Annotated in this window: 11 protein-coding genes and 1 pseudogene; 2 read left to right on the top strand and 10 right to left on the bottom strand. The window is 67.7% G+C overall.

Annotated elements, in window-relative coordinates; all coding sequences use genetic code 11:
* Nucleotides 1-71: 71 nt before the first annotated feature.
* Nucleotides 72-878 (bottom strand): spermidine synthase, encoded by an 807-nt coding sequence (locus AAEX57_RS10980; protein WP_342092143.1) that lies wholly within the window; start codon nucleotides 876-878, stop codon nucleotides 72-74.
* Nucleotides 879-895: 17 nt separating this feature from the next.
* Nucleotides 896-3,478 (bottom strand): ATP-dependent chaperone ClpB, encoded by a 2,583-nt coding sequence (gene clpB / locus AAEX57_RS10985; RefSeq protein WP_342092142.1) that lies wholly within the window; start codon nucleotides 3,476-3,478, stop codon nucleotides 896-898.
* A gap of 210 nt (nucleotides 3,479-3,688) precedes the next feature.
* On the opposite strand from clpB, the gene AAEX57_RS10990 reads away from it, so the two are divergent.
* Nucleotides 3,689-3,919: a ribbon-helix-helix protein, CopG family gene (locus AAEX57_RS10990; protein WP_342092141.1), complete on the top strand. Its 231-nt coding sequence runs from the start codon at nucleotides 3,689-3,691 to the stop codon at nucleotides 3,917-3,919.
* Between the two features lie 19 nt (nucleotides 3,920-3,938).
* Here AAEX57_RS10990 and nadE read toward each other — a convergent pair whose 3' ends face one another.
* Genes nadE through AAEX57_RS11020 form a run of 6 tightly spaced genes read right to left on the bottom strand, consistent with a single transcriptional unit; the run spans nucleotide 3,939 to nucleotide 8,455 of the window.
* Nucleotides 3,939-4,760 carry an ammonia-dependent NAD(+) synthetase gene (nadE, locus tag AAEX57_RS10995; protein WP_342092140.1) on the bottom strand — a complete coding sequence of 274 codons (822 nt, stop codon included), beginning with the start codon at nucleotides 4,758-4,760 and terminating at the stop codon, nucleotides 3,939-3,941.
* Between the two features lie 17 nt (nucleotides 4,761-4,777).
* Entirely contained in the window at nucleotides 4,778-5,689 is a 912-nt protein-coding gene (locus tag AAEX57_RS11000) for a sensor histidine kinase (RefSeq protein WP_342092139.1), read from the bottom strand.
* Between the two features lie 16 nt (nucleotides 5,690-5,705).
* Entirely contained in the window at nucleotides 5,706-6,545 is an 840-nt protein-coding gene (locus AAEX57_RS11005; RefSeq protein ID WP_342092138.1) for a hypothetical protein, read from the bottom strand.
* Between the two features lies 1 nt (nucleotide 6,546).
* Complete coding sequence (locus tag AAEX57_RS11010) at nucleotides 6,547-7,458, bottom strand: ABC transporter ATP-binding protein (RefSeq protein WP_342092137.1); 912 nt, start codon at nucleotides 7,456-7,458, stop codon at nucleotides 6,547-6,549.
* A 58-nt stretch (nucleotides 7,459-7,516) separates the two neighbouring features.
* Nucleotides 7,517-7,717 (bottom strand): DUF2200 family protein, encoded by a 201-nt coding sequence (locus AAEX57_RS11015; RefSeq protein ID WP_342092215.1) that lies wholly within the window; start codon nucleotides 7,715-7,717, stop codon nucleotides 7,517-7,519.
* A gap of 36 nt (nucleotides 7,718-7,753) precedes the next feature.
* A complete protein-coding gene (locus tag AAEX57_RS11020) occupies nucleotides 7,754-8,455 on the bottom strand; it encodes a response regulator transcription factor (protein WP_342092136.1) in 702 nt (233 codons plus the stop codon).
* Nucleotides 8,456-8,555: 100 nt separating this feature from the next.
* On the opposite strand from AAEX57_RS11020, the pseudogene AAEX57_RS11025 reads away from it, so the two are divergent.
* Nucleotides 8,556-10,129, top strand: a pseudogene (locus tag AAEX57_RS11025) (aspartate:alanine exchanger family transporter).
* Nucleotides 10,130-10,139: 10 nt separating this feature from the next.
* Here AAEX57_RS11025 and AAEX57_RS11030 read toward each other — a convergent pair.
* Nucleotides 10,140-11,111: a carbohydrate kinase family protein gene (locus AAEX57_RS11030; protein ID WP_342092135.1), complete on the bottom strand. Its 972-nt coding sequence runs from the start codon at nucleotides 11,109-11,111 to the stop codon at nucleotides 10,140-10,142.
* A 28-nt stretch (nucleotides 11,112-11,139) separates the two neighbouring features.
* Entirely contained in the window at nucleotides 11,140-12,516 is a 1,377-nt protein-coding gene (locus AAEX57_RS11035; RefSeq protein ID WP_342092134.1) for a sugar porter family MFS transporter, read from the bottom strand.
* Between the last annotated feature and the right edge of the window lie 28 nt (nucleotides 12,517-12,544).

A 12,544-nucleotide genomic window follows, 5' to 3' on the forward strand; every position in this document is an offset into this window, starting at 1 on the left:
CAGTGAGACGCCTGCGCCCACTCCACAGACAGTGCCCTTGTCAGGGAGCACTCGCCGATTCAGCTCGTGACTCAATCAAAGAAGGCTCGCCCCGCCGGCGGGCCGGGAGATTCCTCACCCACCCCAAAGAAGGGTTGCGCGCCCCCCACCAAACGGGTCAGATGCTCACCGTGCACCAATCGATGGGGGAAGACTGCGCCGGCGGCCCGCCGCTCCAGCCGGTCGACCGGGAGCGCCACCGGACTGGCGCCAATCACCACATTCCCGAAGCGACGCCCCTTGAGGGTGGCGCTCTCGCCGCTCAGCATGACATGGGCGAAAGTGCTCCGCAGGCCGGCCAACACCCGCCGAGTCCAATCAAAGGGGTGGGTGTCGGTGACATTGGCCAGGAAGAGGCCCTCGGACACCAGGACCCGGCGTACGTCCGCCAGGAAGTCCAGACCAACCAGCTCGCCCGGCACCCGGGCGCCGATGAAGGCATCCAGCACCACCACGTCGGCATAGTCGTCGGGCATGGCGGCGATGCCCTCGCGGCCACCCACGGGGCGAACCTTGATGCCGGAGTGCTTGCCCAGCGGGATCTTGGCGCGCACCTCGGCGGTCAGCTCGGCATCGGGTTCCAGAACGATCTGCGGCGAGGTGGGACGCGTGTGCGCCACATAGCGCGCCAGCGTCATGGCCGCCCCCCCGACGTGCACCACCCGCAGTCGCTGACCGGGCTCACCGTGCTGATCGATCTGGTCGGCCAGCCGCTGCATGTAGTCGAATTCCAAATGGGTGGGGTCATCGGGGTTCACCCAGGACTGGTCGGCACCCCCGATCCGCACCAGCCAGCAGCCGGGCCGTTGCGGATCGGGGACGACGCGTTCACTGCTCACCCGAGGAAGGCTACCGCTCAGGCGATGCACAACCCGTCGCCGGAGGAATCGACGTCGAAGGTGACCGTGTCGCCGTCGGCGATCTGGCCGGCCAGCAGTTTCTTGGCCATCTGGTCCTCGATCGTGGCCTGCACCAGTCGACGCAGTGGGCGAGCGCCGTAGACCGGATCGAAGCCGGTGCGGGCCAGCCAGGCCTTGCCCTCGTCGGTGACATTGATCGTGATCCGGCGCTCAACCAGCCGGGCGTTGATCTTGGTCAGGTTGGTCTCGACGATGTGCGTCAGGTCTTCCTGGGTCAACGGATCGAACATGACGATTTCGTCCAACCGGTTCAGGAACTCGGGCCGGAAGGCACCCCGGACCACGCCCATCACGGCATCCCGCTTGGCCTCGGCGGCCAGGTTCTGGTCGGCCAGGAACTGGCTGCCCAGGTTGGAGGTCATGATCAGGATGGTGTTGCGGAAGTCGACCGTGCGTCCCTGGCCGTCGGTCAGCCGACCGTCGTCCAGCACCTGCAGCAGGATGTTGAACAGGTCGGGGTGGGCCTTTTCCACCTCGTCCAACAGCACGACGCTGTAGGGGCGGCGCCGCACGGCCTCGGTGAGCTGACCGCCCTCCTCGTAGCCGACATAGCCGGGGGGAGCGCCCACCAGCCGCGAGACGGAGTGCTTCTCCGAGTACTCGCTCATGTCGATCCGGATCATCGCGGTCTCGTCGTCGAACAGGAAGTCCGCCAGGGACTTGGCCAGTTCGGTCTTGCCGACGCCCGTGGGGCCCAGGAAGAGGAAGCTGCCGGTGGGCCGGTTCGGGTCGCTGATCCCGGCGCGGCTACGCCGGACGGCATCCGCGACCGCATTGACGGCCGGCTTCTGGCCGATCAGCCGCTCGGCGATGTGCTCCTCCATGCTGAGCAGCTTCTCGGATTCGCCCTGCAACATCTTGCCGACGGGAATGCCGGTCCAGGCACTGACCACCTCGGCAATGTCGGCGCTGCCCACCTCCTCGGAGACCATCGAGCCCTGCTTCTGCTCGGCTTCGGCCTGGCTGGCCAGTTCCAGTTCCTTCTCCAGCGCGGGGATCTTGCCATAGGTGATCTCCGCGGCGGCCTGCAGCTGGCCCTCACGCATCAGCTTGTCGGCCTCGCTGCGCAGCCGGTCGATCTCGGTCTTGAGGTCACCAACCCGGTTCAGCCCCGCCTTCTCCGACTCCCACCGGGATTCCAGGGAGCGCAGCTGCTCCTCGGCGTCGGCCAGCTCCTGGTTGAGCCTTTCCAGGCGCGCCTTGGAGGCGGCGTCGCTCTCCTTCTCGACGGCAAACTGCTCCATCTTCATCCGGTCCACCTGGCGACGCAGCACGTCGATCTCCTCCGGACTGGAGTCAATCTCCATCCGCAGCCGACTGGCAGCCTCGTCAATCAGGTCGATCGCCTTGTCCGGCAGCTGACGGTGGGTGATGTAGCGATTGGACAGGCTGGCGGCGGCCACCAGTGCCCCGTCGGTGATCCGCACCTTGTGGTGCGCCTCGTAACGCTCCCGCAAGCCACGCAGGATCGCAATGGTGTCCTCAACGGTGGGTTCGCCGACGTAGACCTGCTGAAAACGGCGCTCCAACGCGGGATCCTTCTCGATCCGCTCCCGGTACTCGTCCAGGGTGGTGGCGCCGATCATCCGCAGTTCACCGCGGGCCAGCATCGGCTTGAGCATGTTGCCGGCGTCCATCGCACCCTCACCACCGGCGCCGGCCCCGACGACGGTGTGCAGCTCGTCGATGAAGGTGATGATCTGGCCGTCGGCCTCCTTGATCTCCTTCAGCACGGCCTTGAGCCGTTCCTCGAACTCCCCGCGGTACTTGGCACCGGCCACCATGGAGCTGAGGTCCAGGCTGACGACACGACGGCCCTTGAGCGAGTCGGGCACGTCACCGGCGATCACGCGCTGGGCCAGGCCCTCGACGACGGCGGTCTTGCCGACGCCGGGCTCGCCGATCAGCACGGGGTTGTTCTTGGTGCGACGAGCCAGCACCTGCACCACCCGACGGATCTCCTGGTCACGGCCGATCACCGGATCCAGCTCGCCCTCACGGGCGCGCTCGGTGAGGTCGACGGAGTACTTGCCCAACGCGGATTCCCCGCCCTCGGCTTCAGGGGAGGTGACTCGACGATCGCCGCGGGAATCGGCGAAGGCCTTGTTGATCTTGTCTACCGTGGCACCAAGATCAACAAGGATCTTGGCGGCGTCGGAGGTGATGGCGGTCAGAGCGAGCAGCAGGTGCTCGGTGGTGACATAGGAATCGCCCAGCTCGTCGGCGCGCAGTTCGGCGTCGGCCAGGACTCGCGCCAGGGCGCCCGAGAGCTGCGGCTGGCTGACGGAACTGCCCTGGGCGCTGGGCAGCTTCTTGATGGCGGCCTGCGCGGCGGCACTGACCTTGGCGGGATCGACGTCAACCGACGCCAGCAGGGGCCCAACGGTGTTGTCGGGAACCAGCAGCAGGCAATGCAACAGGTGCACCGGCTCGGCATTCGGATTGCCATTCGCCAGCGCATTGCGGATCGCAGCCGAGACCGCGTCCCGGCTCATGGTGGTGAGCTTCTCGGTGTCCATGTTTCCTTCTGGGTTCAAGGGCTGGATTGAGTGGCCGTGACTCAAGTATGGATTCGCGCCCGGCCAGGTTCAAGCAAAGTTGAGCACACCAGACTCAACCCCGACGGGCTGGCCAGTATTCCCGCCACAGCTGGTCGACTGCGCCGCCTGGCCCTCTGTTGTGGTCAGCCACAACTTCAATTCGCGCAACCTCGCACATACCATCGAATCATGAGGACCACGCTCACCATCGACGACGACGTGCTGGAGGCGGTCCGTCAGCTTGCGGCCGACCAGCGTCGCACTCTGGGCGAGGTCATCAGCGAGTTGGCTCGGCAGTCCTTGCACAGCATGCCCGAGCCACGGGAAGCGCGGATTCGCAACGGCTTCGCGGCCCTGGCAGGCAGCGGTCACACGATCACGAGTTCCGATGTGTATCGCCTGCAAGAGCTTGATGAGTGATTGCCGGGGATAGCCCGGCTCAGCGCCACCAGGTATCGCGGATGTCCACCGGGGTGGTGCGCTTGTGCCGACTGCGCAGCCACTTCTGTTCGATCCTCTCGGCCACCTCGTCGGGGATCTCGGAACCCTCCAGGTAAGCGTCGATGTCGTCGTAGCTGATGCCCAGCTCGTCCTCGTCGGTGCGCAGCGGCTTGCCGTCCAGCAGGTCCGCCGTGGGAACCTTGGCCCACAGCCGCTCCGGGGCTCCGAGGTGCTGCAGCAGTTGGCGGTTCTGCCCCTTGTCCAGGGTGAACAGCGGCAGGATGTCCGCACCGCCGTCGCCGAACTTGGTGAAGAAGCCGGTGGTGGACTCGGCGCCGTGGTCGGTGCCGATCACGAGCAGGTTGCGCTCACCCGCAATGGCGTACTGCGCCACCATGCGCATCCGGGCCTTCACATTGCCCTTGTTGAAGTCACTGATCTGCATGCCGGTGCCCTCTTCGAAGGCGGCCTCCATGCCGTCGGTGGCGGGCTTGATGTTGAGGGTCACCTCAGTGCTGGCGGCCACCCAGTCCATCGCGGCGGCGGCGTCGGCCTCATCGGCCTGCACCCCGTGTGGCAGGCGCACCGCGACGAAGTCCGCCTCGACGCCCTCGGCGCGCAGCTTGTCTACGGCCATCTGCGCCAGCCGGCCGGCCAGCGTCGAGTCGATGCCACCGGAGATACCCAGGACGAAACCCTTGGTTCCGGTGGCCTTGAGGTAGTCGCACAGGAACTGGACGCGACGCTCCACCTCCTCGGCGGGGTCGATGGCGGGCTTGACGCCCATCTCCTCGATGATGACCTTCTGCAGTTCACGCATGACCCCAGCCTAGATGCTCAGACGGCGGCCAGCGGCAGCTCGACGGTGATCCGCAGCCGGTCCTGCTCCGCCCGGGCCTGCACCCGACCACCCATCTGGCGCACCAGCTCCTGCACGATCGACAGCCCCAGTCCGGCGTGGGCGCCGGTGCGGGCCGGATCCGCCCGGTAGAAGCGTTCGAAGAGTCGCTCCGCGTCGGCCGGGGCCAGTCCCGGCGCGTCGTTGGTGACGCGCAGCACGGCCTGGTCGTCCTCGCGGGAGAGGCTCACCTCGACGTCGCCACCACCGTGCGCCAGGGCATTGGCGACGAGGTTGCGGACCACGCGCCCCAGCGCCGTCGCCTCCGCGCGAACCACCAGTGGCTCGGCGGGCACGAGGACCGTCGGCTCGATCCCCTTGGCCTCGAAGGCGACGTAGAAGCCCAGCAGCGCCTCGGTGACCACCTCGGTGGCATCCACCGGCCCGAGCTCCAGTTCCCGGACGCCGGCGTCCAGCACGCTGAGCTCGAAGAAGTCGTCCACCAGCCGTCCAAGATCATCGACGCGCTCCAGGACGGTCTGCAAGCGCCGCGGCGAGGTGTCCGCCGAGGCGCCGTCGCGCTGGACCAGCTGCAGGTAGCCACGCACCGCGATCAGCGGGGTCTTGAGGTCATGGGAGATGTCCGCGATCTCACGGCGCAGCCGGATCTCACGCGCGGCGGTGGCAATCCCATTGCTGCGCAAGGCGTCGAGCGAGGTGTCCAGCTCGGCCACCAGGTGCTCCAGCTCGTCGTCGCGCACCACCAGCGCCAGGGGCTCCTGGGAACCCTGCTCCCGGTGCCGCGCCAGCTGGAGCCGCACGTCGGCGATCTCCCTGTGCAGCCCGCGGACGCGCATGACGGACCAGACCGCGACGGCCGCCCCCACCGCGGCCACGATCCAGCCCGTCATGACGCCAGTCTTGCAGTCAGCTCAGCTCACGATGGCGAAGCCACGCGATGCTGGCCGCGAGGAGCACCACCGTGCCCACCGCGAACATCAACCAGGTGTGCCCCACGATCTGCGTCTCGGCCCACGCGCGGGAGACCCGGTTGAGGTGCCAGACGGGGCTGGCCCCCAGCAGCAGCTCCGCCCAACGCGACGGGTGGGCCCGCGCGACGGCGCCGAGGATCGGGGCCGCAAGGACCAGCACGACGAGCAGCACCATGCTCGCCACGCGGGAACGGGTGACCAGGGTCACCAGGCTGACCAGCAACATCAACACCAGCTGGGGCAGGAAGAGCAACAGGCAGTGCCAGGCCCACCGGCCCAGTTGGTCACCGGTCAGCGAGACATCCTCCCGGACCAGGACCAGCGCGAGGGTGATCGCATTGTGCAGCGCCCACAGCAGCCCCGTCACAATGACGGCGAGCAGGACCTTGGACAGGTAGAGGCGGGTCTGGGACAGCCCCTGGGCGACGTTGATCTTGGTGATGCCGTTCTGGTCGTCGGCCGAGGTGATCATCATCCCGGTGATCGCGATGGCGAACATCGTCGCCGCGGTGAAGCAGGTGGCCGAGTAGAAGAGTTCCCAGAACTGGGGGTGGGCCGGGTCCGCGTAGTAGAAGCCGACGAAGCCGTCGATCAGCTCGACGCCGTCCTTGGTCTGGCCGATCGAGCCTCCGAAGGCGAACGAGGTGCTGCTGTGGTCGGCGAAGTTGAACAGGCAGAACAGGCCGATCACGACGCAGAAGACCACACCGATGGTCCTGGCGAAGCGCGACCGCAGGAAGCGGTAGGCGTCGGCACGAAGCATGTTGGCGAACATGTCAGGCTCCCTTGACGAGGTCGGTGAAGTACTCCTCCAGCGAAGCGCCACGCACCTCGAGGGCACTGACCTCGACGCCGGCGCCCACCAGGGCGGAGTTGATCTTGGCGGATGCCTCCAGATGGCTGGTCAGTTGCAGGCCTTGGCCGTCGGTCAGCCGGTAGTTCCGGATGCCCAGCTGCTCCTCCAGCACGGTGGCGGCGCGGGGGGCATCGTCGACGCGGATCCGCAGCGTGCGCTGGCACTGCTCGTGCAGCTCGCCGGCGGTGAGCTGGCGCACCAGGCGGCCGTGGTGGATGAAGCCGTAGCGGGTGGCGAACAGGTCCAGCTCCGCCAGCAGGTGCGAGGAGATCAGGATGGTGGTGCCGTCCTCGTGGGCGCGGCGCACCAGGTCCTCCCGGACCCGCGTCATCCAGGTGGGGTCCAGACCGTTGACCGGCTCGTCGAGGATGAGCAGCTCAGGGCGGCCCAGCAGGGCGACGGCCAACCCGAGCCGCTGCCGCATGCCCAGACTGAACTTCCCCGCCGGCTTCTTGCCGGTGTCGGTCAGGCCGACGACCTCCAGGGCCTCGTCCGTCCAGTGCTTTCCGGCCAACCCGCGCTGGACCCGCAGCGCCTCCAGGTTCTGCCGGGCCGTCAGGTCCAGGCTCAGGGCCGGCGCCTCGATCAGCGCGCCGATCCGGGAACGTTGCGCCACCACCGAGGCACCCGTCGCCCCGAAGAGCTCCATCGTGCCCGCCGTCGGGCGGGCCAGACCGGTGAGCAGCCGGATCAGCGTGGTCTTGCCCGCACCGTTCTGCCCCACCAGGCCGTAGATCTCGCCACGCGGAAGCTCGATCCCCACCTCGTCCAGGGCCTTGACCTTGCCGTAGCTCTTGGTCAGTCGCTGGGTTCTCACCACCATCTCGTCCATGACCCCCACCCTCTCGGACGGGGGTCAAGAATCTGTGAAGACGGCTGTCAAGACTTCGTCAAGACCGCAGGATGCTGGTCATCTTCTTGCCGCGCGCCACCTCGTCGACCAGTTTGTCCAGCCAGCGGATCTGCTGCATCAGCGGGTCCTCGATCTCCTCCACCCGCATCCCGCAGATCACGCCCGTGATCAGCGGGGCGTTCGGGTTCATGGCCGGCGCCTGGGCAAAGAACTGCTCCAGGGTGCGCTCGTCGTCGATGGCAGACCTGCAGCGCGTCGGGCCATGCGGGCGAGCCTACTGCTCGCGCAGGGTGTAGCCGATCCCCCAGACGGTCTTGATCGGATCACACTCGGCAGCGTCCCTGATCTTGCGTCGCAGGTTGTGCATGTGGGCATTGACGGTGCGCTCGTCGTAGCCCATCTCCTCGCCCCAGACCTGGGCATAGAGCCGGGCCTTGGCGTGCACGATCCGTGGGTCGCGAATCAGCATGGTCAACAGCCCGAACTCGGTGGCGGTCAGGGTCAGCTCCTGCCCGGCGACGCTGGCCCGATGCGCCGTCTCGTCCAGTTCAAGATCACCGTACTGGTGCACGGTGCGGGGACTGGCCGGCCCCGCCGAGCGGCGCAGCGCCGCCTCGCAGCGGGCCACCACCTCGTCGATGTCGAAGGGCTTCGTGACGTAGTCATCAGCGCCAAGGTTCAGCAAGTCGATCTTGGTCCGGGTGGTCTCCCGGGCGGAGACGATGATCACCGGCACCCGACTCTCCAGGCGAATGGCCCGCAACACCTCGTCGCCGCTCTTGAAGGGCAGCATCAGATCCAGCAAGATCAGGTCCGGCTGTTCGGCATGCGCCAGCCGGATGCCGTCGGGGCCGGTGAAGGCCTGAACGACGTGCATCCCCCGCTCCATGAGGATCTCCGCGAGCAGGTTGCTGGCCTGCCGGTCGTCCTCGACGACGAGCACGGTGGGCCCGGCTGGAGTGGTGGCTGTCTGCACCCTCCCATCATGCCCGCCCGGGCCGGTCCAGCTGGCGGCTGGCTCGCGGACGGCACGGCGGCGGGAGCAGAATGACCCACAGCCCACCTCCCGGAGAACCATGCTCGACTTCCTGACCACCCAACCGCTGCTGACCCTGATGCTGGTGCTGTCCACCGGCGCCCTGTTGGGCCAGATCAAGTTCGGCCCGCTGCGCTTCGGAGCAGCAGGCGCCCTGTTCATGGGGCTGGTGATCGGCGCCTTCGACGCCCGGCTGGGCAGCGCCCCGGGAATGGGGCTGGTGAAGAGCCTGGGCGTGGTGCTGTTCTGCTACACCGTGGGGCTGGCGGCCGGTTCCACCTTCGTCTCTGACCTGCGACGGCAGTGGTCCCTGATGCTCGCCGGGGTGCTGGGGCTGGGGGCCATGGCCGGCGTCGCCGCCGTGCTGGGCGGCCTGCTGGGTCTCAGCCCGGGGCACGTTGCGGGAGCCTATGCCGGCGTGCTGACCTCCCCGGCGATCGACGCCGCAATCATCGCCACCCATGGTTCCGGTGACACCCTGGTGGGTTACGCCCTGGCCTATCCCACCGGCGTCGTGCTGGGGATGATCTTGGTGGCGTTGGTGGTGGAGCGGCGCTGGCCGGGCACCCGGGACAACCGCTCGCTGGCCGAGGCCGGGATCGTCGCCGTCACCGCCCATGTGAAGCGCGAGGCGGAGCTGTGGGACGTGCCCGGCTTCCGCGACCAGACGGTGAAATTCTCCTATCTGGAGCGCGACGGTGACATCCGGGTGGCGCGCGGGCTGGGGCCGCTGCTGCCCGACGACCGAGTGCTGGTGATCGGCTCGCCGGACGACGTCGAGGCCGCCATTGGCTATCTGGGCCACCCGAGCGAGGGCGGCGACCTCACGCACCAACGTCGAGATGTCGACTTTCGACGCTTCCTGGTCAGTTCCCCCGCGGTCGTCGGCCACAGCATCGGTCAGCTGAATTTCCAGGGTCATCTGCACGGGGTGATCACCCGGGTTCGCCGCGGCGACCTGGACATGCTGGCCCGCGACGATCTAGTGCTGCAGCCCGGGGACCGGGTGCTGGCCGTCGTCCCGCGCGAGCAGTTGGAGGACGCCGTGGACTTCTTCGGCGACTCCGAGCGCCGCGTCAGCCAGGTGGATGCGCTGACCATGGGCCTGGGGATCAGCCTGGGTCTGCTGGCCGGTGCGCTGGTGCTGCCGCTGCCCGGTGGGCTGCGCTTCAGCCTGGGCGCCGCCGCCGGGCCGCTGGTGGTGGGGATGGCACTGGGCGCCGTCCACCGCACCGGGCCCTTCCGTTGGGACCTGCCGGGTGCGGTGAACGCGACGCTGCGCCAGCTCGGGTTGATGATCTTCCTGGCCGCCGTGGGGCTGGCGTCGGGGCCCGCCTTCGTCTCCCAGGCCTTCACCCTGACCGGGGCCAAGGTGATTCTGGTCAGTGGCCTCAGCCTGCTGCTGGGTGGCGCAATCCTGCTGGCCGGGGCCGGCTGATCGGGCTCTCGGCCCAGCGCGCCACGGGCGGTTTCGCCGGCTTCGTCGGGCAGCCCGCCATCTTGGCCTTCGCCAACTCCAAGGTCAATGACGAGCGGATCGAGAGTGCCTATGGCGCCCTGTTCGCGCTGGGGACCATCGTGAAGATCCTGCTGGTGCAGGTGATTGCCCGCTGAAGCCCATCGGTCAGTTCGCCAGGCTGGGGTCCCTCTGGACGACGGTCTCGATGTCCTCGCGAGTCGGCGCATGGGCCCCGGCGCGGCTGACGGTCAGGCCCGAGGTGACCACGGCCCGGTGCAGCGCGGGCTGCACCTCATTCCAGCCGGCATCGGCCAGTCGCCCTGCCGCCTCGCGGGAGCCCAGCAGCCCGGCGTCGAGCAGGCCGGAGAGCAGACCACCCATGAAGGAATCGCCCGCGCCGACGGTGTCGGCCAGCTTCACCGTCATCTGGTCGACGTGCAGCATGTCCCGGTTGTGCCGCAGCAGCGCGTACGCGCCCCACGGCCCACGGGTGAGCACCACCAGCGCCGGGCCCATCGCGGCCCACTTGCGCATGATGTCCTCCACGGGAATGCCCGGATAGAGCCACTCCACGTCCTCGTCGGATGCCTTGACGACGTCGGCCAGGGCGACGAGCTCCTCGATCCGGCCCAACACCTTGTCCGGAGACTCCATCAGCGCCGGACGCACATTGGGGTCGTAGCTGATGGTGCCGGTGGGCCGCACGGCCTTGACCGCGTCGACCACCTGGGTGCCACCGGGTTCCAGCGTCGCCGCGATGGAGCCGGTGTGCAGATGCGCGTAGGACTCGACGCCGGACATGTCGGGCAGGGCCCATTCGAGATCGAACTCGTACGTGGCTCGGCCCTCGGCATCCAGGTGGGCGAAGGCGACGGGCGTCCTGGCGGCCCCGTCGCTGCCGGGTTGCACGGGCACCCCGTGGTCCGTGGCATGCTGCTCGATGGCCGCCCCACGTTCGTCCTTGCCCCACCAGGCGCCGATGGTGGCGTCGTGGTCGAGCCGCGACATCACGCAGGCGACATTGAGCGGGCTACCGCCGACGTGCTCTCCGGTGGTCACGCCGTCGCGGATCACCACGTCGACCAGGGCCTCACCCAGGCAGAGCACCGAGGGATTGTTGGGAACTTCGCTGTTCATGCCTGTGATCCTCTCATTGGCACCCCGATCACGCACGCGCGAGTCCGAGCTTTGCTTCCATCTCCTCCAGCGGGACGCCCTTCGTCTCGGGCATCACCTTCAGCACCCAGAAGAGCTGGCCAATCATGAAGACCAGGAAGATCGAGAAGGCCACGCCGCCGCCCAGGGCGTCGATGATCGGCGGGAAGAGCGTGGAGGTGAGCCAGGCGAAGACCCAGTGGGTCAGCGAGCCCAGCGACTGGCCGCGGCCGCGAATGCGGTTGGGGAAGATCTCGCTGATGAAGACCCAGATCACCGAGCCCTGACCGAAGGCGTGGGCGGCGATGAAGCCCAGCAGGCCCACCAGCACCAGGATCGACGAGGTGCCGTTGAAGGCACCGCCCTTGGCGTTCTCGTAGTAGAACATCACGCCCGCCAGGAAGCCCAGGCTGATCAGGTAACCGATGGAACCGACCAGCATCAGCTTGCGTCGGCCCATCTTGTCGATCACGGTCAGCGCGGTCATGGTGGCCACCAGGTTCATCAGACCGACGGCGACGCTCATCAGGTAGGCGGCATTGGTGCTGGCGCCAGCCTGCTTCATCACCTCGGGGGCGTAGTAGAGGATGGCATTGATGCCGGACATCTGGTTGAACATGGCGATGGTGAAGGCCAGCAGGATCACCTTGCGATTGCCCTTGGTGAAGAACTTGGCGTCCTTGTCGTTGTTGCGTTCGGCCTCGGCCAGCCCCTCGTCGATCTCGCGGATCTGGAAGTCGGCCTCCTCCTGGGTACTGGTCAGCTTCTGCACGATGGCTCGGCCCTCGGCGTCGCGGCCATGCGAGATCAGCCAGCGCGGGGTCTCCGGGACGGTGAACAGCAGGCCCAGGAAGATCGCCGACGGAATGGCCATCACGCCGAACATCCAGCGCCAGTCGAGCATCTCGTTGTTGACCAGCAACCGCACCAGGAAGTTGGACAGGTAGGCCAGCAGGATGCCGAGCACGATGTTGAACTGCACCAGGCCGACGAGCCGACCGCGCACCTTCGCGGGGGCGATCTCCGCGGTGTAGATCGGGGCGCAGACGCTGGCCGCGCCGACGCCGATGCCGCCCAGGAAGCGGAACAGGCTGAGCACCCAGACGTCGTGGGCGAAGGCGGAGCCAAGGGCGCCAAGGATGTAGAGGATGCCGATCACGAAGAGCACCTTCTTGCGGCCAAACTTGTCGGCCGGCTGGCCGGCGGTCATGGCGCCGAGGATGGTGCCGAGCAGAGCCACACCGACGACGGTGCCGAGCTGGGCCGAGCTGAGGCTGAAGTAGTTCTTGAGGGCGTCCGTGGTGCCGGAGATGACAGCCGTGTCAAAACCGAAGATCAGGCCACCAAGCGAAGCGACGATCGCGCTGCGAATCACGAGTGGTTTCATGCCTCGACGCTAAGCCAAGAATTCACCG

It is taken from the genome of Luteococcus sp. H91, from assembly GCF_038433135.1.
Classification (GTDB): Bacteria; Actinomycetota; Actinomycetes; order Propionibacteriales; family Propionibacteriaceae; genus Luteococcus.

What these genes read in the sequence shown, in the direction of transcription:
- AAEX57_RS11035 (WP_342092134.1), bottom strand. Translation starts at nt 12,516, where the DNA reads ATGAAACCACTCGTGATTCGCAGCGCGATCGTCGCTTCGCTTGGTGGC.
- clpB (WP_342092142.1), bottom strand. Translation starts at nt 3,478, where the DNA reads ATGGACACCGAGAAGCTCACCACCATGAGCCGGGACGCGGTCTCGGCT.
- AAEX57_RS11010 (WP_342092137.1), bottom strand. Translation starts at nt 7,458, where the DNA reads ATGGACGAGATGGTGGTGAGAACCCAGCGACTGACCAAGAGCTACGGC.
- AAEX57_RS11000 (WP_342092139.1), bottom strand. Translation starts at nt 5,689, where the DNA reads ATGACGGGCTGGATCGTGGCCGCGGTGGGGGCGGCCGTCGCGGTCTGG.
- AAEX57_RS11005 (WP_342092138.1), bottom strand. Translation starts at nt 6,545, where the DNA reads ATGTTCGCCAACATGCTTCGTGCCGACGCCTACCGCTTCCTGCGGTCG.
- AAEX57_RS11030 (WP_342092135.1), bottom strand. Translation starts at nt 11,111, where the DNA reads ATGAACAGCGAAGTTCCCAACAATCCCTCGGTGCTCTGCCTGGGTGAG.
- AAEX57_RS10990 (WP_342092141.1), top strand. Translation starts at nt 3,689, where the DNA reads ATGAGGACCACGCTCACCATCGACGACGACGTGCTGGAGGCGGTCCGT.
- nadE (WP_342092140.1), bottom strand. Translation starts at nt 4,760, where the DNA reads ATGCGTGAACTGCAGAAGGTCATCATCGAGGAGATGGGCGTCAAGCCC.